The following is a 23,756-nucleotide window of genomic DNA, read 5'->3' as shown; positions in this document are numbered from 1 at the left end:
CGACTTGAGGCGGTTTGTCCCACGGATGAAGGTTCCGCCCCGAAGCGAGCTGCCGCGCACAACGGCGTGTTGCAGCCCTGTTCTCGGTTCACTCGCTCGGCAGCAGCTGACAGCCCTGACGGGGCCCCATCCAGGCGGCGCTGTGGGTGCGACCCAGACCGCTGGCAGTCACGCGCTTGGCACTTTCGTCATCGAGCAGACTGCTGATCGGCACGTACTGCTGCACATAGCCTTCACAGTAAGCGGCCGGATTGCCGCTGACATAGCGACACGAGCAATACTCCTTGGCGGTGTAGGCACCGATGATGTCGGGGAAGGCCGCCAGATGTGCGCGGTTCGACCATGCCCAGGCCAGCGCCACAAGGAGCAACAGCGCCAGCACGCTGAGCACAGGATGACGGCGGATCATGGCTGCACCTCCGCGGCGAAAGCCGCCTGCACACGCTTGAGCAATTCGTTGTGCTGGAAGCTGCCGTCGCGATCATCGGCATAGCGCACCACCACCAGATTCTCCTCCGGCATCACGTACAGCCCCTGCCCCCAATGGCCCAGCGCGGCGATGGTGTCGAGCGGAGCATCCGGCCAGGGCCGCGAGCTGCCCGGCAGCTCGACATTGAGCCACCACTGCCCGCCAGGCACGGCGTCTCCCGGCGCGAACCCCTCAGGCCGGTAGCCGGCGAATGGTGTGGACACGAAGTTGACCCAGGCGGCTGGTAGCAACTGGCGCTCGCCCCAACGCCCACCGCGCTGCATCAGCAGACCGACGCGGGCCAGGTCGCGCGCGCTCAGATAGGCATAGGACGAGGCGATGAAGGTACCGCTGGCATCGCGCTCCCATGCCGCGCTGCGGATGCCCAACGGCTCGAACAGCGCCGTCCAGGGATAATCGGCATACGCCTGCTGCTCGAGCATGCCGCGCAGGGTGGCAGCCAGAACGTTGCTGTCGCCACTGGAATAACGAAAGCGCGTACCCGGTGGGGCATCGGCCTCATGCGCGGCGGTGAACGCGGCCATGTCATCGCGCCCGCGGGTATAGAGCATCGCCACCACCGAGGATTTGAGCGGCGCATATTCGTAGTCTTCCTGCCAATCCAGGCCCGACGCCCAGTTGAGCAGGTGGCCCATCTTGATTTGCGGGTGCGCGGCCATTGCCGGGTAGTACTGCGCAGCCGCCGCATCGAGCTTGAAGCGCCCTTCGCCATAGGCCACGCCGAGTACGGTGGCGAACAGGCTCTTGGCCATCGACCAGGTTAGGTGCGCGCTCTGCGCCGTGGTCGGCTCGGCATACCGCTCGTAGACGATCTGCCCATCGCGTACCACCAGCAGGGCATCGGTACGAATCCCCGTACGCCCGGCATCGTCACGCTCGGGAAAGGCGTAGCGCTCCAGCTCTGCCACGGCTGCTGTCGGCGGTGCAGCGTGTGTTTGCCAGTCGGGTTGCGGCCAGTTTTCCGCCTGGACGGTACTGGCAGCCAAGCTGAAAACGAGCGTCAGGCTCAGCCGGCGAAGAGAAGGAGTGAACATGATGGGCCTCGGTTAATGACCGAGGCGCACCCTAGCACGGCCATGATGACGGCTTGAAGCGACGAAACCGCCATCCCCCACCCTCATTTGGGCAGTTGGTAATCCTCCGGCCCCATCAGGTCGAGACCACATTCCAGGTTCTCGATCCAGTAGAGGAAGGCGCTGATCATCTCCGGGCCAACGAAGGGCCGACCGTGCTGCGGCACGATCATCGCCACATCCATCTCACGGACCATCGCCGCCCAGAGACGACAGGCCTTGTTGCCGGCCATGTAGCGACGGTGGAAGCCCTCCATGTTCGGCACATGGTTGACGAAGTCGCGCACCGGCGTGGCGTCATCGACCATCGACGCGCCCATGTCGCCGGAGAACAGGATCTTGCTCACCGGGTCATATAGCTGAAAGTTGCCCACCGAGTGCAGGAAGTGCGCGGGCACCGCCTTGAGCTTGCACTTGCCCAACGGAATGCTCTGACCACGATCCGGCAACGCGATGATGCGGTCGTAAGTATTGATGCCGCGACTCAGTGCCAGGTAATTGGCCGTCAGGTGCGGCAGGAAACGCGCCCACAGTTTGGAGCAGATCACCCGGGCACTGGTGTGCAGCAACCACTTGTCCAGCGAGGCGATGATGTCCGGGTCCTGGTGCGAGGCGAAGATGTAGGTCAGATCCTGCACCGGGATGTGCTTGGACAACTCCAGCGACAGTGGGGTGTAGGTCAGGTCACCGCCCGGATCGAGCAACAGGTACTGCTCGTTATCGGTGATCAGGAACTGGTTGGATTGCACGCCCTCGCCGCTGACCAGGTCATCGAACATCAGGCATTGGTGGCTGCCGTTATCGAACAGCACGATGGGCTCGCGGCGCATGGAAACCTCTCGGAAGAAACGCGAGGCCAGATTAAGCCCATGCCCGCAGGCCGGCACTGATATGGATCAACAGCCGGCGACAATCCGTCGCGCTTTCTCCAGGCGCTTGCTGCGCGCCGCCTCGGCAATGCGCAGCAGGCCCTTGTCACGCGCCCACAACTCGGCCCAGTGCGCCGGCCCTGCGGCCAGCGCCGCATCCAGCTCGCTGGCCATTGCCTGCTGCTCGGCGAACAGACCGGCCAGCAGCAGGTGCGTGCTGGCCGCATTGGGTGCCTGCCGCGCCACCTCGGCGCAGCCGGCCAGCAATGCCTGCAGGCGCAGCAGTAGCGGCTCAGGCCAGGCGCATTCACGCCCCACGCCGAACAGCCATGCCGCCACGGCCGTCAGCACGTGTACATCTTCAAGGGTACGGAAGGGTTTGACGTAGTCGTCCCAGCCATCGCCGGCCAAGCGTTCGCCCTGCGCCTGCTCCAGGTGCAGGCGAGCATGGCCGATGTCGGGCATCAGCGGCAGCGCCGGCAAGGCTTCGATACGCACACCTGGCGCGCCCTGACGCACAACGCCGAGAGCCAGGCGCGGCGACTCGCCCTGCGCCTCTTCGCGAGCGGCCACCAGCAGCCAGTCGGCACATTCGGCGGCGGTGACGAAATCCTTGCGCCCGCTGATCTGTAGGCCGTCGATACGCGTGCTCATATCCGCTGGCCGTGTGCTGCGGTTCTCCGTCACGCACAGCGCGCCGGCGGTCCAGGGTGCTGCAGGCCAGAGCACGCGCAACGCTGCCTGATAACCAGCTAGAAAGGCCAGCCCCGGCGTCGCCGCCTGCAAGCCGCCGACCAACGCCAGTTCGAAGGAAACCGGCGTGCCGCCCAGGCGCTGCAACAGGCGCCCATACCAATCTTCCAGACCCTGCTCGGACGTCAGGCGGTCGATGGGCTGAAACAAGTTTGACCAAGGCATTGCAGACCTCCTCACAGCAGCGCCTCAGGCCCCGTCACACAAGCATCAAAAAAGCGTCACGGTGGTGACACCACGCCAACCTAGCCTGAGATTGCCCAACAAGATCGATCGGCTGCAAGTAACCAGCCGGCACACGGAGGATCTGGCATGACTCAAACCGCTCGCCGTCTGCAGGCCGAACGCCTGCAAGGCCCCGCCGCCCTGCGTGAAGCTCAGGCCTTGCGCTACCGCGTGTTCAGCGCGGAATTCGACGCCAAGCTCAATGGTGCCGAACTGGGTCTGGACATGGACGACTACGACATTCATTGCCGTCATATCGGCGTGAGAGACATGCAGAGCGGTGAGTTGGTGGCTACCACCCGCCTGCTCGACCATCAGGCCGCTGCCGGCCTGGGGCGCTACTACAGCGAGGAAGAGTTCGCCCTGCACGGGCTGACCCGGTTGGAAGGCCCGGTGCTGGAAATCGGCCGCACCTGCGTCGACACCGCCTACCGCAACGGCGCCACCATCGCCGTACTTTGGGGCGAGCTGGCCGAAGTGCTCAACGAGGGCGGCTACCGCTACCTGATGGGCTGCGCCAGCATTCCCATGCACGACGGCGGCATACAGGCTCAAGCGATCATGCAGCGCCTGCGTGAGCGCTACCTGTGCACCGAGCATCTGCGCGCCGAACCCAAGCACCCACTGCCGCAGCTGGACCTGCCGGGCAACGTCATCGCCGAAATGCCGCCGCTGCTCAAGGCCTACATGCGCCTGGGCGCGAAGATCTGTGGCGAGCCCTGCTGGGATCGCGACTTCCAGGTGGCCGACGTGTTCATCCTGCTCAAACGCGATGAGCTGTGCCCACGCTACGCTCGGCATTTCAAGGCTGCAGTCTGAAACCTGCCGGCAGCGGCACGCTGCTACCGGCAGACAGTTTCGACGGCCATCGCCAAATGCCGCTATCCATGGATAATGCCGGCACTGGTTTTCAAGCGGAGGCCTCGATGGCCAAACTGCGTCTTTCCCTGCGCCTCTTCCACCTGGCCCTGGTGATCGCCTTCGGCGCCCTGCTGGCCGGCATCGTCAGCCTGTGCGAACGCCTGGTCCGGCATGACCTGATGCCCCTGCGTCAGCGCCTGACACGCTGGTTTCTCGCACGGCTGGCCGGTGCTCTGCCATTTCGTATCCGGGTCGAAGGCGAACTGCCCAGCCAGCCAATGCTCTGGGTATCCAACCACGTATCCTGGACGGACATTCCGCTGCTTGGCGCCCTGCAACCGATTTCCTTCCTGTCCAAGGCAGAAGTGCGTGCCTGGCCGGTGGCCGGCTGGCTGGCGCACAAGGCCGGTACCCTGTTCATCCGCCGTGGCTCGGGTGACAGCAACCTGATCGGCCAGCAGATCAGCCGCCATCTGCAGCAAGGTCACCATCTGCTGATCTTTCCCGAAGGCACCACCACCGACGGTCTGGCTGTGCGCACCTTTCACGCTCGCTTGTTGAGCAGCGCCATCGACAGCGGCGTCGCCCTGCAGCCAGTGGCCATCCGCTATCTGCGCGAAGGCCAGCCCTGCACGGTAGCGCCCTTCATCGGGGACGACGACATGCTCTCGCACCTGCTGCGCCTGCTGTCCAGCTCGGCCTGCGAAGTGGAGATCCGCCTGCTCGCGCCCATCCCCAGCGAATCACGCAGCCGCAACGAACTGGCGCGTCACAGCCAGGCCATAATCGCCGACGCCCTGCAACCCGACGTGCCAGTGGGCCAGGCCGAAGCGGCCTGACCCGGCGTCCTGCAGCTTCAGTCGACCGGCGGGACGACCAGCGCATCGCGGTCGATTGTCGCCAGCAAACGGCTGGCGACACTGCCCAGAAAGAAGCGCGAGATACCTTCGCGAGCATGCGTTCCCAGTACCAATAGATCGGCACCGGACTGACGCAATACATCACCGACTACCCCCTCGGACGAACCGACCTGCACCACCAGGCGCTCGTCGCTCAGGCTCACCCCGACATCGGCAAGGCGCTCGGTCAGCTTCTGGCGCTGTATGTCCTGCTGGTTCTCCAGCACTTCTGCGGTGATCCCGGCCTCCATCACCGCGCCTGCGGCCAATGGCTCCACGGAGCTGGCGACATGCAACTGCTCGGCGTTCAACAGGCCCAGCTCACGGGCACGCACCAAGGCCTGCTGCGAAGTCCGCGACTGATCCATCGCCAGCACGGCGTGGCGGTATTCATGGGTCACCGGTCCGTTGACCCGCAGGACCGGAAGGTGGCTGCTGCGAATGACGCGCTCGAGCGTGGTGCCGGTGAAGAAGTCGCGCACCGGAGACTTGCGATGCGCACCGACTACCAGCAGATCGACACCTGCGCCCTTGGCGCTTTCGACAATGACGGCATCGGGCTCGCCGGTGGCCACCAGCACACGCGGACAGCTGCCAGCCTGCTCGGCCAGTCGCTCAGCCTGACTCTGCAGCAGAGCCTCGGCCTGTTGCACCTGGCGCTGCACGACTTCCGCCGGCGCGTCATCATCGATCACGTGTAGCAGGCACCATTCGCCACCACCCTGGTGACGGATCAGTTGCACGGCTCGCTGCACCGCATGCGCCGAGCGTTCGGATAGATCGGTCGCTACCAGAATATTGATCATCTCGTTTCCTCCATGGGTTTAACACCGCGTTACATTCAAGCTTCTCCCGATACCCCACTCCTTGATGCAAGTCAGGTCGGACGCGGTAAAGCCAACTAGGGTAGTCATGACCCTACGCTCGACCGCCAGGTGCGGTAGCCAGCCAATGTAGCCGGCCCATTCAAGGAGACTCGCCCCATGGATAACCGCCCCTCTGCAGATACTGACCGCGCCTGGCACGAATTGACTGCACAACAAGCACTCGACGCTCAGAGCAGCAGCGCCAGCGGGCTCGATGCAGGCGAAGCGCAGGCACGCCTGCAGCAGCACGGCGCCAACCGCCTTCCACCGCCGAAGCGCCGCGGGCCACTGCTACGACTGCTCTATCAATTTCACAACGTCCTGCTCTACCTGATGCTGGCGGCGGCCTTGATCGCCGCCCTGCTCGGTCACTGGGTGGACATGGCCGTCATTCTGGCCGCGGTGCTGATCAACGTGCTCATCGGTTTCATCCAGGAGGGCAAGGCGGAAAGCGCCCTGGACGCCATACGCGACATGCTTTCCCCCCGCGCCATGGTGATGAGAGACGGCGAGCGGCGCGAAATCGATGCCGAGCAATTGGTCCCTGGCGATGTGGTGTTGCTGGTCTCGGGTGACAAGGTGCCCGCCGACCTGCGCCTGCTCAGCGTGAAGAACCTGCTGGTGGAAGAAGCGGCATTGACCGGCGAATCGCTACCCGTGGAAAAGTCCGTGGCCCACTGCAGCAAGGACGCCGCTCTCGGTGACCGACGCTGCATGGCCTATTCCGGCACCCTGATCAGCAGCGGTCAGGCCAGTGGCCTGGTGGTCGCCACCGGCGCCGACACCGAACTGGGGCGTATCGGCGCCATGCTGCAACAGGTGCAGGCGCTGTCCACCCCGCTGCTGCGGCAGATCGAACATTTCAGCCGCTGGCTGGCGGTGATCATCCTGATCCTGGCACTGGCCACCTTCATCCTCGGCACGCTGTGGCACGGGCAGGAGCCAGGCGACATGTTCATGATGGTGATCGCCCTGACCGCCTCGGCGATTCCCGAGGGGCTACCGGCCATCATGACGGTGATCCTGGCGCTCGGCGTGCAGCGCATGGCCGGGCAGAACGCCATTGTGCGGCGCTTGCCGGCAGTGGAAACCCTCGGCTCGGTAACCGTGATCTGCTCGGACAAGACCGGCACCCTGACCCGCAACGAGATGACCGTGCAGCGCGTGGTCAGCGCCGAACGCATCCTTGATGTCAGCGGCGTCGGCTATGCACCGGAGGGGGCCTTCCATCTGGATGGCAAGCTGCGCGAGCCGGATGCCGAACTGCTGGAAATCGCCCGCGCCGCGCAACTGTGCAACGACGCCCGGCTGGAACAGGACGAACGCAATAACTGGAACCTGCATGGCGACCCGACCGAAGGCGCCCTGCTCACCCTGGCGTTGAAGAGCGGCCTCGACATCCAGGCCCTGCACGCACAGCTTCCGCGTAGCGACGCGATTCCGTTCGAGTCCGAACATCGCTTCATGGCTACCCTGCATCACGACCATACCGGTCATGGCCAGGTCTACCTCAAGGGCGCGCCGGAGCGTCTGCTGGAAATGTGCACGGCGCAGCGCATGGCCGATGGCAGCTGCGCAGCGCTGGACGCCGACTACTGGCGGCGCCAGGCCACCGACCTGGCGGCTCGCGGTCTGCGCCTGCTGGCTCTGGCCAGCAAACCGGCCGCAGCCGACCAGCGCACGCTGAACTTCGCGGATGTGGAAAGCGGCCTGACCCTGCTCGCCCTGGTCGGCATCATCGACCCGCCCCGTGAAGAGGCGATCGCCGCCGTCGCGCAATGCCAGCGCGCGGGCATCCGGGTGAAGATGATCACCGGCGACCACGCCGAAACAGCGCGCGCCATTGGCGCCCAGCTGGGCATTGGCGTCGGCCTGCCGGCCATGACGGGTGCCGAACTGGAACTGCTCGATGACCGCCGCCTGCGTGAGGTACTGCCGGGCGTCGAGGTCTTCGCCCGGGCCAGCCCCGAACACAAGTTGCGCCTGGTGCAGGCCATGCAGGACAGCGGCGAAGTGGTGGCGATGACCGGCGACGGCGTCAACGATGCGCCGGCGCTCAAGCGTGCCGATGTTGGCGTTGCCATGGGCAACAAGGGCACGGAGGCGGCCAAGGAGGCAGCCGAAGTGGTGCTGGCTGACGACAATTTCGCCACCATCGCCGGCGCGGTGCGTGAAGGCCGGGCCATTTACGACAACCTGAAGAAATTCATCCTCTTCGCCTTGCCCACCAACGGAGGTCAGGCCCTGATCGTGATCTTCGCCATTCTCTTTCAGGTGGTGCTGCCACTGACGCCGGCGCAGGTGCTGTGGATCAACATGGTCACCTCCAGCACCCTGGGCCTCGCCCTGGCTTTCGAACCCAGCGAGCGAGGCCTGATGAACCGAGCACCACGGGCCCCGGATGAGCCGCTGCTGTCGGCCTTTTTCGTCTGGCGCGTGCTGATGATCTCGGTCCTCATTGCCGGTGCCGGTATCGGTCTGTTTCTCTGGGAACTGCAGCGTGGCAACCCGTTGGAAAGCGCCCGCACCATCGCGGTCAATGCGGTGGTTATGTGCGAAATCTTCTACCTGTTCAGCAGCCGCAGCCTGCTCGGCCCGGTGCTCAGCCGTGAGGGATTGCTGGGCAACCCAGCAGTATTGCTGACCATCGGCATCTGCTTGCTGCTGCAACTGCTGTTCACCTATGCACCGCCACTGCAGCGCGTCTTCAGCTCGGTCGCGATGAATACGGATGAGTGGCTGCGGGTGCTGCTTGCCGGGATAGCGATGTTCATCATCGCGGAGCTGGAGAAATGGCTGGTGCGGCACTGGCGCCTACAGCCGCAGGCGGCCTGAACGCTGGAGGACAGGTTTCAGTCATGGTCGTCGCGGCTGACCCCTCCCACGATGCTCGCGCATCACCAACCACCTCCAGACGAACAGAGAGGCGCTTCAGTGGCGAATCCCTGGTGCGCACGCGCACCCTACGGAGGCCGAGCAACCTTGTAGGGTGCGCCGTGCGCACCGCCGCTATCGCGATGCATTCAGCTCCGCCTCGGCAAAGGCTATCAACTCGGGATAGAAGGCGCGAAAGTCCTCGCTGAGCGGTTCGTACAGCCTCTCCAGTTCGATCAGACTGCCGTCGAGCAGCTGCGGGCGCGACAAACGCCGCTGCATGCCGGCGATGACCTGCTCCAGCACGGCGAAATCGCGGTAGCTGCCCAGCCAGTCCTGCGCGGCCATGCGCGGTGCCATCAGTGCCAGGCGTCCTGGCAACTCGGGCTCGGCGGCCAGCACCTCGTAGACCTGCCCGGTGAAGTGCTCGAGCGGCTGCTCGGCATAGTCGTGCCAGTCGCGCGCCAGGCAATGGTCGAAGAACAGGTCCAGCAACATGCCGGCCATGCGCCGCCGCGCAACGGGAAAACGCGAGCGTGCCTGCGCCTGCAGCGGGTGGCTGTCGGTGAAGGCATCGATGCGTCGGTGCAAGCGAATGGCCGCCTCGATCTCGGCCGGCCATTGGCCGTTCAGGGGGCCTTTGACGAAGTCGCCATACAGGCTGCCGAGCAATTGCGGGCGAGCGTTACCGCCAAGATGCAGATGGGCCAGATAGTTCATCTCGCGAGCTTAGCGCTAGGCGCCGGACAATCGAAGTGGTTGATGAAGACTATCGGAACAATCGATCTGTATATCGTTCAGAGACGATATATGGTTCGCCGCATGACGATACACACCGACATACTCATGGATATCGACCTCGACGCCATCATCAAGGCCCTGGCCCACCCCGTACGCCGCGACATCCTCGACTGGCTGAAGGAGCCGCAACAGCACTTCGCCGAACAGGATCACCCGCTGGAGATCGGCGTCTGCGCCGGCAAGATCTTCCTGCGCACGGGGCTTTCGCAATCCACCGTATCCGCCCATCTGACCACTCTGCAGCGCGCCGGTCTGGTGACCAGCCGCAAGGTCGGCCAGTGGCACTTCTTCAAACGCAACGACGAGTTGATCCAGGCCTTCGTCGAGCGTCTCGGCCAACAGCTCTGAACCCGGAGGAAACACCATGCCCACCTTGTTCGACCCTATCCAGATCGGCGATCTGCAACTCGCCAACCGCATCATCATGGCGCCGCTGACCCGCTGCCGCGCCGACGAGGGCCGCGTGCCCAATGCGCTGATGGCCGAGTACTACGTGCAGCGCGCCTCCGCCGGCCTGATCATCAGCGAAGCCACCGCTGTCACGCCGATGGGCGTCGGCTACCCGAACACGCCCGGCATCTGGTCTGACGAGCAGATCCGCGGCTGGAGCAACGTCACCCAGGCGGTCCATGCCAATGGTGGCAAGATCGTGCTGCAGCTGTGGCACGTGGGGCGCATTTCCGACCCGATCTACCTCGATGGCGAGCTGCCGGTGGCACCGAGCGCCATCCAGCCGGCCGGGCATGTCAGCCTGGTGCGCCCGATCAAGGATTACGTGACCCCGCGCGCCCTGGAAACCGAAGAGATCGGCGATATCGTCGAGGCCTATCGCCAGGGCGCCGAGAACGCCATGGCCGCCGGCTTTGACGGTGTGGAAATCCACGGTGCCAATGGCTACCTGCTCGACCAGTTCCTGCAGAGCAGCACCAACCAGCGCAGCGACCGCTACGGTGGCAGCCTGGAGAACCGTGCCCGCCTGCTGCTGGAAGTGACCGACGCCGCCATCTCCGTGTGGGGCGCTGGCCGTGTCGGCGTGCATCTGGCGCCGCGTGCCGACTCGCACGACATGGGCGATGCCAACCGCGCCGAGACCTTCGGCTACGTGGCCCGCGAACTGGGCAAGCGTGGCATCGCCTTCATCTGCGCCCGCGAGAAGGAAGGTGACGACAGCCTGTCGCCACAATTGAAGAAAGAGTTCGGCGGGGTATTCATCGCCAACGAGCGCTTCACCAAGGACCAGGCCAATGCCTGGCTGGCCGAAGGCAAGGCCGACGCTGTGGCCTTTGGTATTCCCTTCATCGCCAACCCTGATCTGCCGGCACGTCTGGAGCAGGATGCAGCGCTGAACCCGCCGCACCCGGAAACCTTCTATGGTGCCGGCCCGGTCGGTTACATCGACTACCCGCGCCTGTAATCGCCAGCCCCTCCCGAGGCATGACAGCTGTGGGAGGGGCTTTAACCGTGCTCCAATAAAAACGCCCCGCAATGCGGGGCGTTGGTTGATCCGGCGAAAGACTCAGCGCTGATCGATCTGCTGCTGCAGGTTGATCACCTGGCTTTGCAGCGTATTGATGTTGCGCGTCATCTGCGCGCGGAAGGCGTCGAACTCGGCTGTATTCGGACCAGCGCTGGCTGGCGCCGGACGGTTGTCCATTTCACTGCGCAGTACCAGCAGATCCTGCTCCAGGCTGCGAATGGACTGGCTCGGATCGCCCTGTTTCTGCAGCGTCTGGATATCAGCGCTGAGCGTCTTGATACGAGTGTCCAGCTTGGCCAGTTCTGCCTGCGCCGCCTTGGCATCGCCCTGCGCCGTCTTCAGGGCGGCCTGCTCGGTGGTGAGCGCCTGCAGGCGCTTGTCGACCTCGGCGCTGGCCCCAATGCCTGCCTTCAGCTCACTGCCAAGCTGTTCCACACGCTTGTCCAGAGCCGTTTGTGCCGTCGCGCCCTGCTGCTGTTGCTTGGTCAGCTCGGCCAGGCGGTTCTCCAGCTGTTTGACCTGCAGTTTGAGCGCTTCGCTGCCGGTGGTGACGCTGGACTCTGTCGCCACCACCTTGCCGGAAATGTCCTGAATTCGCCCTGCCGCTTCCTCGCTGATACGCGCGAAGCTTTCCTGGGTCGCCACCAGACGCTGCTCCATCAGCCCGATCTGCTGCAGGCTCCACCATCCCAAGCCGGCCAATGCGAAGCTCAGCGCCCCGACCAGCGCCCACAACGGGCCGGTACTGGGCCCCTTGACCACAGGCGCCTTGCTGGTGCTGGCGCGACTGCTGCGCGGCGATGCCGGCTCGTCGTGCACGTCGGCGAAATCCTCACGGCGCTCGGGGGTCAGGCTGGGCAGATTGTCGAGCTCGTCATTGGCGTCGTTACGCATGGTCGGACCTATGGTTGAAACGGATAAACGGAAATGCCGCGCAGTATACCGATTCGCCATTGCACCTTCAGCGTCGCGCCACACAGGTGCACGGCGCACCGACGAGGAGCGCAACAGGGCCATCGACCTGCGCAGAGCCACAGCAGTTCCAGCAAATTTGAACTGGTACGCACTTTGCTTTTCATCCTGTCGTGAAACGCCTACCGGGCGTCGCTCACAAGCCAGCAGACGGCCTGAAAGTTCTGCAGCAGAAAAACAGGTTTCCCAGCCGACAGGACACGGCTGGTAAGGTTACGGACGGAGAGGAATGCCATGCACCGTGACCCTTCAACCAACCGGGGGAAGTGGCGATGGAACTGAACAAAGAAGTACTCGATTGCATGAAAGCACTGCGACGCCGCCTGCGTGACGAGCAAGAAGTGGACATCCGCCTGAGTCAGGTTGACGCCGTGAGCGCCATGCTCGATGGCAGCCTGAAGTCCGACGATGAAGAAACCCGCCGCCTTGGCCAGCGCCTGGCAGAACTCTCGGATCAGCCACAACGAAGCAACGTCATGCCACTGGCCGCTGTCGAGCGCCCCGCCAGCGCCCCCACCGGCTCCGTACGCATCTACCGCGGCCAGCGCATCTACGCCTGAGCGCCACCCTGCACCTGCCACCAGGTGCAGAACTCATCCAGCGCATCCCACAGACTCACCGTCGGCTCGTAGCCGAGAAACTCACGTGCTCGATCGATGTTCAGCGAGAAATCCCTGGCCATCACCGCGACCCCGAGGCGGAACAGCCCCGGCTCGGGTCGTCCCGGCAGAGTCCGGCAGACGCCTTCGTTGAGCGAGGCGGCGGCATAGGCCAGTGCGAATGGCATGTGCCGCGTGACCGCTGGCAGCTCCAACCTGCGCAACACGTAATTGACCACATCCCACAGCGGTACCGGCGTGCCGTTGCTGATGTTATAGACCTGGCCGAGCGCCGCCCCATTGACCTGCAGCGCACTGAGCAGCGCGGCATTGAGGTTATGCACGCTGGTGAAGTCGACCTTGTTCAGGCCATTGCCGATGATCGCCAGGCGCCCCTTGCGCTGCATACCGATCAGCCGCGGGAAGATGCTGGTATCGCCAGCACCGGTGACGAAGCGCGGACGCAGGGCAATCACTTCCAGGCCGAACTCCTGGGCAGCGAACACCTGCTGCTCGGCCAGATACTTGGTCTTGCCGTAATGATCGGAGAAGCGCTTGGGCACCTGCTCTTCGCGGATATCGACATGGCTGCGGCCATCGAAGTAGATCGACGGTGAGGACAGGTGCACCAGGCGCCGAACCTTCTGCTTCAGGCAGGCCTCGACGATATTTTCGGTCACTGTCACATTGGCCTGATGAAAATGCGCATAGTCGCCCCAGACGCCCACCGCACCCGCGCAGTGCACCACGGCGTCGACATCCCGACACAGCATCTGCGCCAGCTCGGCATCACCCAGATCGCCCGGCACGAATTCGGCACCACGCTTGAGCAGATGCTGCACGCCCTCCGCACGCCGGCCGTTGACCCTGACCATCAGGCCCTGCTCGAGTGCGAAACGAGCGAAGCGCCCACCGATGAAACCGCTCGCGCCGGTGACCAGAATCCTCATCACATCCCCCTGTCATTATTGTGTTTGCCGCACTCTAGCAGCGCCAAAACAGCCTCACCCTGTCGCTGCCGGCCAGAACAGCGACTCGGCGGGCCGCTCCCGCTTTCGCGTCACGGCCCGGGCGACGTGACCAGTAGCGTGGCAGCCGCACGCTGCAGCTGCTGAGTCAGCCCCGCCAACAGTTCACCGCCATTGCGCCAGTGATGCCAGTAAAGCGGCACATCGATGAAGCGCTCGGGCAACAGGTCGACCAAACGACCACGGGCCAGTTCCTCACGTACCTGCAATTGCGGCACCAACCCCCACCCCAGACCGGCCTCAGCCATCCGCACGAAGCCTTCCGATGACGGACACAGGTGATAGGCGAACGCTCCGCTGATACCGAACCCGGCCAGGTAACGATGCTGCAACTGATCGTCCGGGCCGTAGACGATGGCCGGCGCCTGCGCCAGCGCATCAGATGTCACCCCCGAGGCGAAATGCCGGGCGATAAACGAAGGGCTGGCCAATGCACGGTAGCGCATGGCCCCGAGAGCCAGGCTGCGTGCCCCGGACACGGGACGCTCGGCGGCACACACACAACCGGCGACCTCGCCTGCACGCATGCGTTTGAGGCCGACCTCCTGATCCTCCACCACCAGCTCCATCAGCACCCGCTGACTGGCGCAGAACTCGCTGGTGGCCGCGGCCCACCAGGTCGCGAGGCTATCGGCGTTGAGGGCGATGCGCAAACGCTCGGGCAAAGCCTGCTCGTCCAGCCCTGGCACCTGAACCTGCAAATCCCGCTCGAGCAGGCGCACCTGCTGCACATGGTTGAGCAGACGCCGGCCGGTCTCGGTTGGCGTGGGCGGCGTGGCGCGCACCAGCACCGGCTGACCCACCCGCGCCTCGAGCAACTTGACGCGCTGCGACACCGCCGACTGCGACAGGCCCAGCACCTGGGCGGCACGCTCGAAACCGGCCTGCTCAACCACTGCAGCCAGGGCGGCCAGAAGTTTGTAATCGAACAATCGATTTTCCTAATGCCTGATCAACAATATTTGTTTCTCTTATATACCCATACACAGCAGACTCGCCAGCATTCACTCGATCAGGAGCCCGCCATGGCCGGCGAAACCAACCTCGCAAAACTGCTGCACAGCATGACGCCGCACCTCAACCCAGGTCAGTACGTATTCTGTTGCGTTGCCGACGATCATGACTGCAGCTCCCTGCAACCACTGGTCAGCGTGCGCGAGCTCGAGGGCCTGACCCTGGTACTGCCGCGGGCCGTCGCCGATGTTCATGGCCTGGACTATGACTACGTAGCGGCCTGGATCACCCTTGAAGTGCATTCGTCGCTGGCAGCCGTAGGCCTCACTGCATCCTTCTCCGCTGCCCTGGCGCAAGCCGGTATCAGCTGCAATGTGGTCGCCGGCTTTCACCACGACCACATCTTCGTGGCCAGCGAAAGCGCTGAACGCGCGCTGTCCACCTTGCACGCCCTGTCAGCTGCGTCCACGCCGGAGCCCGCCTGATGTGGCAGAGCTACAGCAACGGCCTGCTCGTCGCCATCGGCCTGATCATGGCCATCGGCGCACAGAACGCCTTCGTCCTGGCGCAGAGCCTGCGTCGGGAACATCATCTGCCGGTGGCGGCCCTGTGCATTCTCTGCGATGCGCTGCTGGTCGCAGCCGGCGTATTCGGTCTGGCCACTCTGCTGGCGCAGAGCCCGACGCTGCTGGCCATCGCCCGCTGGGGCGGCGCAGCCTTCCTGATCGGGTACGGCAGCCAGGCGCTGCTGCGCGCCGCACGCCCACAGTCGCTGCAGGCTGCCAGCCTCGAGCCACGCTCACTGCGTGCGGTGATGCTCGCCGCACTGGCGGTCACCCTGCTCAATCCGCACGTTTACCTGGATACGGTGCTGCTGATTGGCTCGCTGGGCGCCCAACAGCCCGCACCTGGCGCCTATGCAGCTGGCGCTGCCAGCGCGTCGCTGCTGTGGTTCAGCGCCCTGGCACTCGGCGCGGCGTGGCTCGCGCCCTGGCTGGCCCGCCCACTGACCTGGCGACTGATCGACCTGGGCGTGGCGGTGATGATGTTCACAGTGGCCGCACAACTGATCCTCGGCGCGCTGTAATCACGCATAATGCGACTGGCTCATTACGCCAGGAGCAACAATGGATACCTTGCATGGCATGCGCGTGTTCGTACAGGTGGTCGAACGCGGCAGCTTCACCGCAGCGGCGCAGGCGCTGGACCTGTCTACCGCGCAAGTGTCGCGACTGATCTCGGATCTGGAGCAGCACCTGCAGGCGCGCCTGCTGCAGCGCACCACGCGGCGCCTGGCACTGACCGAAACCGGCGAGCGCTATCTGGAACGCAGCCGGCGAATCCTCGAGCAGGTCGACGAGGCCGATGCCGAAGCTCGCGGCGCCCATCAAACCCCCTGCGGGCGTCTGCGCGTGCACACCATGACCGGCCTCGGCCTGCAGCACATCACTCCACTGATCGCCCGCTATGCCAAGCACCATCCTCAGGTCGTGGTGGAGCTGACCCTGGCCCAGCGCACCCCTGATCTGCTCGAAGACGGCCACGACGTGACCATCGCCTTTGCTCGCGACCTGCCGGACTCGCAACTGGTCGCGCAGCACCTGGGAGCGATCCACAGCGTACTCTGCGCGGCGCCCAGCTATCTGGCCCAGCACGGCATCCCGGAGCGTCCGCAGGACCTGCAGCAACACCGCTACCTGCGCCTGACCGACCCGTTGTATCGCGGGCAATGGGATTTCGGCGATGAGCACGAGGGACTGGAAGCGATGCCCGCCGAGCATTTCCAGGTCAATGTCGCCGAGGCGCTGGTCAAGGCAGCGCAGGCAGGCATGGGGTTCTGCCTGCTGCCTTCCTTCGTTGCCAGCCAGCCCCTGCGCGAGGGGCGCTTGCTGCGTATCCTGCCGCAGCATCGGCTGCGGGCACTGAACATCTATGCGATCTACCCGTCGCGACGCTTCCTCGATGCCAAGACGCGCACCTGGGTCGATTTCCTCAAAGCCGAGCTGCCGCCGCTGCTGCAAGGCGATGAGGCCATTCTGGATGAGCGCAAATGCTGGGCAACGCCTGACAGATTGTTGCATTCCAGGTAACGGTCATTCACCTGTAACACGGTTTTTCAGGCCTCTGCGCCTTATTAGGATGTCTTCGAACTCACGAAGAATCCCAAGAGGATCGCCCCCCATGAAAAACCTTCTGACTGCCACTGCCCTCTCCCTCACCACCCTGCTGGCCGCACAGGCCTGCTTCGCCGAAGAATCCGCAGCCTTCGTCGCCCACCAGCAGGCGCAGCAACAACAGCACTCGACAGCAGCCGAACAACAGGCGCAATCGAGCAGCACCAAGGACTCCAGCCAAAAGGGCTGAGCCTGATCGTCCCTGCCGCCGACCATCCTCCCGCTCCAGGTCGGCGTCCTTCGGGCCGGTTACCCGGCCCTCTTTAACCAAGAATCGAGGTCACCATGAACGCTAAAGCTATCGCCTGCCTGCTCGCCCTGGGCTGCAGCATCAACCTGGCTCAGGCCGCAACCGCCGAGCACTATCACTACGGAATGAAACTGGACATTGCTCAGGTCATCAGCCAGAGCTTGCCGCAAGGCTGCGACGTAGGCGAGGCGCGCATGGTCTACCTGGACTCCAAGGGCGAGCAGCACACGCTCATCTACCAACGTACCGGTGAGAATTGCTACGACTGACAAGCCCTTGGCGTCGGGCCAGGCCATGCAGCCCGTCACTCCAACCCACCACCTCATCGTCGCGGTCTACTCTGAAAGGATGGCAGCTCCTGCCAGAACGGGTATAACCCTGGTTGCACCTGACGTCTTCAGGCGCTCATCCTGCCGTACGAGCCATACCCTGAGCAATGCTCGCGCACACAACGCCAAGCGACGGTTCTCAGGCATATCAACGTTCGTCGCCTGACGAAAGTTATTGGTTGCACCTGGTTGCACCCTACATATTCTCGGGTTTAATCTCCCGCAACTTTTTTGTTGCCGTGCATAACCTGACAAGTAGGACTCCCCATGGCCACCACGACCCTTGGCGTAAAACTCGACGATGCCACCCGCGAGCGCTTGAAGAAGGCCGCTGCGCAGATCGACCGCACCCCGCACTGGATGATCAAGCAGGCGATCTTCAACTATCTGGAGCAGGTCGAGAGTGGCCTGACGCCCGCCGAGCATGCCGGCCTGGCCGCTGCTGCCGGTGAGGAAGCGCTGGAGTCGCTGAGCGATGCAGGGTTGCAGGTGTTCCTCGACTTCGCCGAGAGCATCCTGCCGCAGTCGGTGCTGCGCGCCGCCATCACCAGCGCCTATCGCCGCCCGGAAACCGAAGTGGTGCCAATGCTGCTGGAGCAGGCGCGCCTGACCAAGGAGCAAGCCGAGGCCTCGCAGAAGCTTGCCCTGGGGATTGCCGAGAAGCTGCGCAAGCAGAAGAACGCCAGCGGCCGTCAGGGCCTGGTGCAGGGTCTGCTGCAGGAGTTCTCGCTGTCGTCGCAGGAAGGCGTGGCGCTGATGTGCCTGGCCGAGGCGCTGCTGCGCATCCCCGACAAAGCGACCCGCGACGTGCTGATCCGCGACAAGATCGCCAACGGCAACTGGAGCCAGCACCTCGGCCAGAGCCCGTCGATGTTCGTCAACGCGGCGAGCTGGGGCCTGCTGATCACCGGCAAACTGGTCTCCACCCATAACGAAGCCGGCATGACCTCGTCGCTCAACCGCATCATCGGCAAGAGCGGCGAGCCGGTGATCCGCAAGGGCGTGGACATGGCCATGCGCCTGATGGGCGAGCAGTTCGTCACCGGCGAGACCATCGCCGAAGCCCTGGCCAACGCCGCCACCCTCGAAAGCAAAGGCTTCCGCTACTCCTACGACATGCTCGGCGAAGCCGCGCTGACCGAAGAAGACGCCAAGCGCTACCTGGCCTCCTACGAGCAGGCCATCCACGCCATCGGCAAGGCCTCGCATGGTCGCGGCATCTACGAAGGCCCGGGCATCTCGATCAAGCTCTCGGCACTGCACCCACGCTACAGCCGTGCCCAGTACGAGCGCGTGATGGACGAGCTGTACCCGACCCTGCTGAGCCTGACCCAACTGGCCAAGCAGTACGACATCGGCATCAATATCGACGCCGAGGAAGCCGACCGCCTGGAGCTGTCGCTGGACCTGCTCGAGCGCCTGTGCTTCGAGCCGAGCCTCGCCGGCTGGAACGGCATCGGTTTCGTCATCCAGGCTTACCAGAAGCGCTGCCCGTACGTGATCGACTACGTTGTCGATCTGGCCAAGCGCAGCCGCCACCGTCTGATGATCCGCCTGGTCAAAGGTGCCTACTGGGACAGCGAGATCAAGCTGGCTCAGGTCAACGGCCTGGAAGGCTACCCGGTATACACCCGCAAGCCGTACACCGACGTGTCCTACATCGCCTGCGCACGCAAGCTGCTGGCCGCGCCGGAAGCCATCTACCCGCAGTTCGCCACGCACAACGCCCACTCGCTGTCGGCCATCTACCACCTGGCCGGGCAGAACTACTACCCGGGCCAGTACGAATTCCAGTGCCTGCACGGCATGGGTGAACCGCTGTACGAGCAGGTGGTCGGCAAGATCGCCGATGGCAAGCTGAACCGTCCGTGCCGCATCTACGCACCGGTGGGCAGCCACGAAACCCTGCTCGCCTACCTGGTCCGTCGCCTGCTGGAAAACGGCGCCAACACCAGCTTCGTCAATCGCATCGCCGACCACAGCATCTCGCTGAAAGCCCTGGTGCTCGACCCGGTGGTGCAGGTCGAGCAGATGGCCTCGCAGGAAGGCAGCATCGGTCTGCCGCACCCGCGCATCCCCCTGCCGCGTGACCTGTACGGCTCGCAGCGAGCCAACTCCGCCGGCCTCGACCTGGCCAACGAACACCGCCTCGGCTCGCTGTCCTCGGCACTGCTGTCGACCGTCAACCACAGCTACCTGGCCGAGCCGATGCTCGGTTGCGATGGCGCTACCCCGGGCGAGCCGGAGCCGGTACGCAACCCGGCCGACCACCGCGACCTGGTCGGCCACGTGCGCGAAGCCAGCATCGCCGATGTCGACAGCGCCATCCTCTGCGCCATGGCCAGCGGGCAGATCTGGCAATCCACCCTGCCGAGCGAACGCGCCGCCGTGCTGGAACGCGCCGCCGACCTGATGGAAGCCGAGTTGCAGCAACTGATGGGCCTGCTGGTGCGTGAATCCGGCAAAACCTTCGCCAATGCCATCGCCGAAGTGCGCGAAGCCGTGGACTTCCTGCGCTACTACGCGATCCAGGCCAGCAGCTTCGGCAACGACAGCCACCGCCCGCTGGGCCCGGTGGTGTGCATCAGCCCGTGGAACTTCCCCCTGGCCATCTTCAGCGGTCAGGTTGCCGCGGCGCTGGCCGCCGGCAACACCGTGCTGGCCAAGCCGGCCGAGCAGACCCCGCTGGTCGCTGCCCAGGCCGTGCGCATCCTCCTCGAAGCCGGCGTGCCCGCCGGTGCCGTGCAACTGCTGCCGGGCCGCGGTGAAACCGTCGGCGCGCGCCTGGTGGGTGACGAACGCGTGCGTGGCGTGATGTTCACCGGCTCCACCGAAGTCGCCGGCATCCTCCAGCGCAATATCGCCGGTCGCCTCGATGCCCAGGGCCGCACCATTCCGCTGATCGCCGAGACCGGCGGCCTCAACGCCATGATCGTCGACTCCTCGGCACTGACCGAGCAGGTGGTGATGGACGTGGTCGCCTCCGCCTTCGACAGCGCCGGCCAGCGCTGCTCGGCGCTGCGCGTGCTGTGCGTGCAGGACGACGTGGCCGACCGTGTGCTGACCATGCTCAAGGGCGCCATGGCCGAATACACCCTCGGCAACCCGGAGCGCCTGAACACCGACATCGGCCCGGTGATCGACGCCGAAGCCAAGGCCGGCATCGAAACCCACATCGCCAAACTGCGTGAAAAAGGCCGCAAGGTCACCCAACTGGCGCGTGCCAATGGCGAAGAGATCAAGCGCGGCACCTTCGTCGTGCCGACCCTGATCGAACTGGACAGCTTCGACGAAATGAAGCGCGAGATCTTCGGCCCGGTGCTGCACGTGGTGCGCTACCAGCGTGCGGATCTGGGCAAGCTGCTGCAGCAGATCAACGACAGCGGCTACGGCCTGACCCTCGGCGTGCACACGCGCATCGACGAGACCATCGCCCAGGTCGTCGGTACGGCCAAGGTCGGCAACCTGTACGTCAACCGCAACATGGTTGGCGCCGTGGTCGGCGTGCAACCATTCGGTGGTGAAGGCCTGTCCGGCACCGGCCCGAAAGCCGGCGGCCCGCTGTACCTCTATCGCCTGCTGTCGACCCGGCCGCAGGAAGCCGTCGCTCAGTGCCTGCAACAGGCCGACGTGCAGACCCTGCCCGCACCGAGCGAGCTGGACAAACTGCGCGCCGCCTTCGCCGAGTGGGCTGGCAAGCAGGAGCCAGCCATCGCCGCCCTGTTCGAGCAGTACCGTACACTATCGCAGAGCTACAGCAGCCACCTGCTGACCGGCCCGACCGGCGAGCGCAACAGCTACACCCTGCTGCCGCGCGAACAGGTGCTGAACCTGGCCGACGAGCGCAGCGACCTGCTCACCCAGCTGGCCGCTACCCTGGCGGTAGGCTGCAAGGCGATCTGGCTGGAAAGCCAGCGCGCGCTGTACAGCGAGCTGCCGAAAGAGGTGCAGAAGCACATCCAGCTGGTCGCCGACTGGAACAGCATCGACGTGGAGCTGGACGCCATCCTCCATCACGGCGATTCCGACCAGCTGCGCGCAGTGAGCGAGCAAGCGGCCCAGCGCAAGGGCGCCATCGTCGGCGTGCACGGCCTGAACAAGGGCGAGACCGACATTGCACTGGAGCGCCTGCTGGTCGAGCACGCACTGAGCGTCAACACAGCTGCAGCTGGCGGTAACGCCAGCCTGATGACCATCGGCTGATCGCCGTCGTCATCACTGCGTCACACCGCGGAAAGCCAGCTGAAAGCTTTCCGCGGCATGCTGTCACCACACGCAACACTGCCTGCAGGGGCTATCCGCCCAGTTGCCGTGCCTTTCCCTAGCGACCGTCAAGGTCTGCGCCAGCCTATCCGGCAGGCGCTTCGAGCGGGGCCATCAGCCCCGCTTATCCTCCTCCACCCGCACAGACGAAAAAGCTTCATTTCGCCATCATTGCGTTGTCAGAAAACCTGGCTAGCGTTTCAACGACCTGGCGCTGCCTTGGTGTTACGCCACAGATCAACTGTCGGTCGGACGGCTTTTCGTAGGGTGCGCCGTGCGCACCAAGCAAGCACCGCGGTCTTCGCGATGCGCACGGCGCACCCTACCTGACCACATGCCGACATGTGACCCGTGCGGTGACACCAACGCCAGTCCGAGCAGATGTCCTGTCGTTCACCGGGTGCTCAGCCCCAGTTGGCCAGCAAGGATGTGCGTTGGCGCAACGGATAGCCGCCCATTGATCCAGGTCACCACGGCTGCCCTGCCAAACGCGCTCAATACCTATGTCCCCTTTGAGACAAGGAGGTAATTGAGATGTCTGACTCGACACAAAAACTCCGACTGGGCGCCCTCATCGCCCTGGTAGTCGGCTCCATGGTCGGCGGCGGTATCTTCTCCCTGCCACAGAACATCGCCGCCAGCGCCAGCGCCGGTGCCACCCTGGTCGGCTGGCTGATCACCGGGGTCGGCATGCTTACCCTGGCATTCGTCTTCCAGACCCTGGCCAATCGCAAGCCCGAACTCGACGGTGGGGTGTACGCCTACGCCAAGGCCGGGTTCGGCGACTACATGGGCTTCTCCTCGGCCTGGGGCTACTGGATCAGCGCCTGGATCGGCAACGTCAGCTACATGGTGCTGCTGTTCTCCACCCTCGGCTACTTCTTCCCGGTGTTCGGCGAAGGCAACACACTGCCCGCGGTGATCTGCGCCTCGATCCTGCTGTGGCTGCTGCACTTTCTGGTACTGCGCGGCATCAAGGAGGCGGCCTTCATCAATACCGTCACCACCATCGCCAAGATGGTGCCGCTGGCGCTGTTCATCGTCATCGCTGCCATCGCCTTCAAGCTCGACGTCTTCACCAGTGACTTCTGGGGGCGCGGCAACAGCGAGCTGGGCAGCGTGATGGACCAGGTGCGCAACATGATGCTGGTCACCGTCTGGGTATTCATCGGTATCGAAGGAGCGAGCATCTTCTCGGCCCGCGCCGAGAAGCGCAGCGACGTCGGCAAGGCCACGGTGATCGGTTTCGTCGGCGTGCTGCTGCTGTTGGTGCTGGTCAACATCCTGTCCCAGGGCATCATGGCTCAGGCCGAACTGTCTGGTCTGAAGAATCCCTCCATGGCCGGTGTGCTGGAGCAGGTAGTCGGCCCCTGGGGCGCGCAGCTGATCTCCATTGGGCTGATCGTTTCCCTGGCCGGGGCGCTGCTGTCGTGGACGCTGCTGTGCGCCGAGATTCTCTTTGCCAGCGCTCGCGACCACACCATGCCGGAGTTCCTGCGCAAGGAAAACGCCAACCACGTTCCGGCCAACGCACTGTGGCTGTCCAACGGGCTGATCCAGCTGTTTCTGGTCATCACCCTGTTCAACGCCTCCACCTACCTCAGCCTGCTGTACCTGGCCACCTCGATGATTCTGGTGCCCTACTTCTGGTCCAGCGCCTACGCCGTGCTGCTGGCCTTGCGAGGCGAGACCTACGAGAACGCCGCCGGTGAGCGCAACAAGGACCTGCTGATCGCCGCCATCTCCACGCTGTACGCGGTGTGGCTGGTGTATGCCGCCGGCGTGCAGTACCTGCTGCTCTCCGCCCTGCTCTACGCCCCTGGCGCCATCCTCTTCGCCAAAGCCAAGCGCGAGATGGGGCAACCCGTTTTCACCGGCATCGAGAAACTGATTTTCGTCGCCGTGCTGATCGGTGCCGCCATTGCAGCCTATGGGCTGTATGACGGTTTCCTGAGTATCTAACACCGCTGGCCGCGAGCGGCCAGCGACGGGTCGCCGG

At 64.5% G+C, this 23,756-nt stretch carries 22 protein-coding genes; 13 read left to right on the top strand and 9 right to left on the bottom strand.

The window, feature by feature from the left end; genetic code table 11:
• Window positions 1-88: 88 nt before the first annotated feature.
• The 4 genes from ACJRW5_RS20795 to ACJRW5_RS20780 form a co-directional block, all read right to left on the bottom strand.
• Window positions 89-409 carry an amidase gene (locus tag ACJRW5_RS20795; RefSeq protein WP_484572388.1) on the bottom strand — a complete coding sequence of 107 codons (321 nt, stop codon included), beginning with the start codon at window positions 407-409 and terminating at the stop codon, window positions 89-91.
• Complete coding sequence (locus tag ACJRW5_RS20790) at window positions 406-1,524, bottom strand: serine hydrolase domain-containing protein (protein WP_484572387.1); 1,119 nt, start codon at window positions 1,522-1,524, stop codon at window positions 406-408. Before ACJRW5_RS20790 ends, ACJRW5_RS20795 begins: the two co-directional genes overlap by 4 nt.
• Window positions 1,525-1,607: 83 nt before the next feature.
• On the bottom strand, window positions 1,608-2,393 hold the full coding sequence (locus ACJRW5_RS20785; RefSeq protein WP_484572386.1) for an oxygen-binding di-iron domain-containing protein: 786 nt from the start codon (window positions 2,391-2,393) through the stop codon (window positions 1,608-1,610).
• Between the two features lie 66 nt (window positions 2,394-2,459).
• A complete protein-coding gene (locus tag ACJRW5_RS20780; protein WP_484572385.1) occupies window positions 2,460-3,350 on the bottom strand; it encodes an acyl-CoA dehydrogenase in 891 nt (296 codons plus the stop codon).
• Window positions 3,351-3,497: 147 nt separating this feature from the next.
• Here ACJRW5_RS20780 and olsB point away from each other — a divergent pair, with 147 nt between their 5' ends.
• Window positions 3,498-4,229, top strand: coding sequence for an L-ornithine N(alpha)-acyltransferase (gene olsB, locus ACJRW5_RS20775; protein WP_484572384.1), 732 nt, complete (start codon window positions 3,498-3,500; stop codon window positions 4,227-4,229).
• 107 nt (window positions 4,230-4,336) lie between these two features.
• Window positions 4,337-5,110, top strand: a complete 774-nt coding sequence (locus ACJRW5_RS20770) for a lysophospholipid acyltransferase family protein (RefSeq protein ID WP_484572383.1) — start codon at window positions 4,337-4,339, stop codon at window positions 5,108-5,110.
• A gap of 17 nt (window positions 5,111-5,127) precedes the next feature.
• Here ACJRW5_RS20770 and ACJRW5_RS20765 read toward each other — a convergent pair whose 3' ends face one another.
• Window positions 5,128-5,976: a universal stress protein gene (locus ACJRW5_RS20765; RefSeq protein ID WP_484572382.1), complete on the bottom strand. Its 849-nt coding sequence runs from the start codon at window positions 5,974-5,976 to the stop codon at window positions 5,128-5,130.
• A gap of 177 nt (window positions 5,977-6,153) precedes the next feature.
• Here ACJRW5_RS20765 and ACJRW5_RS20760 point away from each other — a divergent pair, with 177 nt between their 5' ends.
• Window positions 6,154-8,871 carry a cation-transporting P-type ATPase gene (locus tag ACJRW5_RS20760; protein ID WP_484572381.1) on the top strand — a complete coding sequence of 906 codons (2,718 nt, stop codon included), beginning with the start codon at window positions 6,154-6,156 and terminating at the stop codon, window positions 8,869-8,871.
• A gap of 174 nt (window positions 8,872-9,045) precedes the next feature.
• On the opposite strand, the gene ACJRW5_RS20755 is transcribed toward ACJRW5_RS20760, so the two are convergent.
• Entirely contained in the window at window positions 9,046-9,630 is a 585-nt protein-coding gene (locus ACJRW5_RS20755) for an acyl carrier protein phosphodiesterase (protein ID WP_484572380.1), read from the bottom strand.
• A gap of 126 nt (window positions 9,631-9,756) precedes the next feature.
• On the opposite strand from ACJRW5_RS20755, the gene ACJRW5_RS20750 reads away from it, so the two are divergent.
• Both ACJRW5_RS20750 and ACJRW5_RS20745 read left to right on the top strand, forming a co-directional pair.
• Complete coding sequence (locus ACJRW5_RS20750; protein ID WP_484572429.1) at window positions 9,757-10,059, top strand: ArsR/SmtB family transcription factor; 303 nt, start codon at window positions 9,757-9,759, stop codon at window positions 10,057-10,059.
• Window positions 10,060-10,075: 16 nt separating this feature from the next.
• Complete coding sequence (locus ACJRW5_RS20745; protein ID WP_484572379.1) at window positions 10,076-11,125, top strand: alkene reductase; 1,050 nt, start codon at window positions 10,076-10,078, stop codon at window positions 11,123-11,125.
• 102 nt (window positions 11,126-11,227) lie between these two features.
• Here ACJRW5_RS20745 and ACJRW5_RS20740 read toward each other — a convergent pair whose 3' ends face one another.
• The gene (locus ACJRW5_RS20740; RefSeq protein WP_484572378.1) at window positions 11,228-12,082 is read right to left on the bottom strand and encodes an ATPase; all 855 of its coding nucleotides are present in this window, start codon (window positions 12,080-12,082) and stop codon (window positions 11,228-11,230) included.
• A 350-nt stretch (window positions 12,083-12,432) separates the two neighbouring features.
• On the opposite strand from ACJRW5_RS20740, the gene ACJRW5_RS20735 reads away from it, so the two are divergent.
• Window positions 12,433-12,720: a hypothetical protein gene (locus tag ACJRW5_RS20735; protein WP_484572377.1), complete on the top strand. Its 288-nt coding sequence runs from the start codon at window positions 12,433-12,435 to the stop codon at window positions 12,718-12,720.
• Here ACJRW5_RS20735 and ACJRW5_RS20730 read toward each other — a convergent pair.
• Window positions 12,711-13,709, bottom strand: coding sequence for an NAD-dependent epimerase/dehydratase family protein (locus ACJRW5_RS20730; RefSeq protein ID WP_484572376.1), 999 nt, complete (start codon window positions 13,707-13,709; stop codon window positions 12,711-12,713). The genes ACJRW5_RS20735 and ACJRW5_RS20730 overlap by 10 nt on opposite strands.
• A 110-nt stretch (window positions 13,710-13,819) precedes the next feature.
• Window positions 13,820-14,719 carry a LysR family transcriptional regulator ArgP gene (locus tag ACJRW5_RS20725; protein ID WP_484572375.1) on the bottom strand — a complete coding sequence of 300 codons (900 nt, stop codon included), beginning with the start codon at window positions 14,717-14,719 and terminating at the stop codon, window positions 13,820-13,822.
• A gap of 93 nt (window positions 14,720-14,812) precedes the next feature.
• Between ACJRW5_RS20725 and ACJRW5_RS20720 the strand changes: the two genes are divergently transcribed.
• The 7 genes from ACJRW5_RS20720 to arcD all read left to right on the top strand — a co-directional run bounded on the left by ACJRW5_RS20720 (window position 14,813) and on the right by arcD (window position 23,719).
• The gene (locus tag ACJRW5_RS20720; RefSeq protein WP_484572374.1) at window positions 14,813-15,226 is read left to right on the top strand and encodes an ACT domain-containing protein; all 414 of its coding nucleotides are present in this window, start codon (window positions 14,813-14,815) and stop codon (window positions 15,224-15,226) included.
• Complete coding sequence (locus ACJRW5_RS20715) at window positions 15,226-15,828, top strand: LysE/ArgO family amino acid transporter (RefSeq protein ID WP_484572373.1); 603 nt, start codon at window positions 15,226-15,228, stop codon at window positions 15,826-15,828. Before ACJRW5_RS20720 ends, ACJRW5_RS20715 begins: the two co-directional genes overlap by 1 nt.
• A 40-nt stretch (window positions 15,829-15,868) precedes the next feature.
• Entirely contained in the window at window positions 15,869-16,831 is a 963-nt protein-coding gene (locus ACJRW5_RS20710) for a LysR family transcriptional regulator (protein ID WP_484572372.1), read from the top strand.
• A 91-nt stretch (window positions 16,832-16,922) separates the two neighbouring features.
• A complete protein-coding gene (locus ACJRW5_RS20705; protein ID WP_484572371.1) occupies window positions 16,923-17,105 on the top strand; it encodes a hypothetical protein in 183 nt (60 codons plus the stop codon).
• A gap of 95 nt (window positions 17,106-17,200) precedes the next feature.
• The gene (locus tag ACJRW5_RS20700) at window positions 17,201-17,434 is read left to right on the top strand and encodes a DUF2790 domain-containing protein (protein ID WP_484572370.1); all 234 of its coding nucleotides are present in this window, start codon (window positions 17,201-17,203) and stop codon (window positions 17,432-17,434) included.
• A gap of 327 nt (window positions 17,435-17,761) precedes the next feature.
• The gene (putA, locus tag ACJRW5_RS20695; protein WP_484572369.1) at window positions 17,762-21,697 is read left to right on the top strand and encodes a trifunctional transcriptional regulator/proline dehydrogenase/L-glutamate gamma-semialdehyde dehydrogenase; all 3,936 of its coding nucleotides are present in this window, start codon (window positions 17,762-17,764) and stop codon (window positions 21,695-21,697) included.
• A gap of 594 nt (window positions 21,698-22,291) precedes the next feature.
• On the top strand, window positions 22,292-23,719 hold the full coding sequence (gene arcD, locus ACJRW5_RS20690) for an arginine-ornithine antiporter (protein ID WP_484572368.1): 1,428 nt from the start codon (window positions 22,292-22,294) through the stop codon (window positions 23,717-23,719).
• The last annotated feature ends 37 nt before the right edge of the window (window positions 23,720-23,756 follow it).

Origin of the sequence: Pseudomonas pichavaramensis (assembly GCF_050473265.1) — a bacterium.
GTDB lineage: Bacteria > Pseudomonadota > Gammaproteobacteria > Pseudomonadales > Pseudomonadaceae > Aquipseudomonas.
The sequence above is the reverse complement of the archived record's forward strand: the minus strand, read 5'-3'. Positions and strand labels throughout refer to the sequence as shown.

Bases quoted from the DNA above. Each gene is read 5' to 3' on its own strand.
- ACJRW5_RS20755 (WP_484572380.1), bottom strand. From the start codon at position 9,630: ATGAACTATCTGGCCCATCTGCATCTTGGCGGTAACGCTCGCCCGCAA.
- ACJRW5_RS20760 (WP_484572381.1), top strand. From the start codon at position 6,154: ATGGATAACCGCCCCTCTGCAGATACTGACCGCGCCTGGCACGAATTG.
- ACJRW5_RS20745 (WP_484572379.1), top strand. From the start codon at position 10,076: ATGCCCACCTTGTTCGACCCTATCCAGATCGGCGATCTGCAACTCGCC.
- ACJRW5_RS20710 (WP_484572372.1), top strand. From the start codon at position 15,869: ATGGATACCTTGCATGGCATGCGCGTGTTCGTACAGGTGGTCGAACGC.
- arcD (WP_484572368.1), top strand. From the start codon at position 22,292: ATGTCTGACTCGACACAAAAACTCCGACTGGGCGCCCTCATCGCCCTG.
- ACJRW5_RS20715 (WP_484572373.1), top strand. From the start codon at position 15,226: ATGTGGCAGAGCTACAGCAACGGCCTGCTCGTCGCCATCGGCCTGATC.
- olsB (WP_484572384.1), top strand. From the start codon at position 3,498: ATGACTCAAACCGCTCGCCGTCTGCAGGCCGAACGCCTGCAAGGCCCC.
- ACJRW5_RS20780 (WP_484572385.1), bottom strand. From the start codon at position 3,350: ATGCCTTGGTCAAACTTGTTTCAGCCCATCGACCGCCTGACGTCCGAG.
- ACJRW5_RS20790 (WP_484572387.1), bottom strand. From the start codon at position 1,524: ATGTTCACTCCTTCTCTTCGCCGGCTGAGCCTGACGCTCGTTTTCAGC.
- ACJRW5_RS20765 (WP_484572382.1), bottom strand. From the start codon at position 5,976: ATGATCAATATTCTGGTAGCGACCGATCTATCCGAACGCTCGGCGCAT.
- ACJRW5_RS20705 (WP_484572371.1), top strand. From the start codon at position 16,923: ATGAAAAACCTTCTGACTGCCACTGCCCTCTCCCTCACCACCCTGCTG.
- ACJRW5_RS20770 (WP_484572383.1), top strand. From the start codon at position 4,337: ATGGCCAAACTGCGTCTTTCCCTGCGCCTCTTCCACCTGGCCCTGGTG.
- ACJRW5_RS20740 (WP_484572378.1), bottom strand. From the start codon at position 12,082: ATGCGTAACGACGCCAATGACGAGCTCGACAATCTGCCCAGCCTGACC.
- ACJRW5_RS20735 (WP_484572377.1), top strand. From the start codon at position 12,433: ATGGAACTGAACAAAGAAGTACTCGATTGCATGAAAGCACTGCGACGC.
- ACJRW5_RS20730 (WP_484572376.1), bottom strand. From the start codon at position 13,709: ATGAGGATTCTGGTCACCGGCGCGAGCGGTTTCATCGGTGGGCGCTTC.
- ACJRW5_RS20700 (WP_484572370.1), top strand. From the start codon at position 17,201: ATGAACGCTAAAGCTATCGCCTGCCTGCTCGCCCTGGGCTGCAGCATC.
- ACJRW5_RS20795 (WP_484572388.1), bottom strand. From the start codon at position 409: ATGATCCGCCGTCATCCTGTGCTCAGCGTGCTGGCGCTGTTGCTCCTT.
- putA (WP_484572369.1), top strand. From the start codon at position 17,762: ATGGCCACCACGACCCTTGGCGTAAAACTCGACGATGCCACCCGCGAG.
- ACJRW5_RS20750 (WP_484572429.1), top strand. From the start codon at position 9,757: ATGGATATCGACCTCGACGCCATCATCAAGGCCCTGGCCCACCCCGTA.
- ACJRW5_RS20785 (WP_484572386.1), bottom strand. From the start codon at position 2,393: ATGCGCCGCGAGCCCATCGTGCTGTTCGATAACGGCAGCCACCAATGC.
- ACJRW5_RS20720 (WP_484572374.1), top strand. From the start codon at position 14,813: ATGGCCGGCGAAACCAACCTCGCAAAACTGCTGCACAGCATGACGCCG.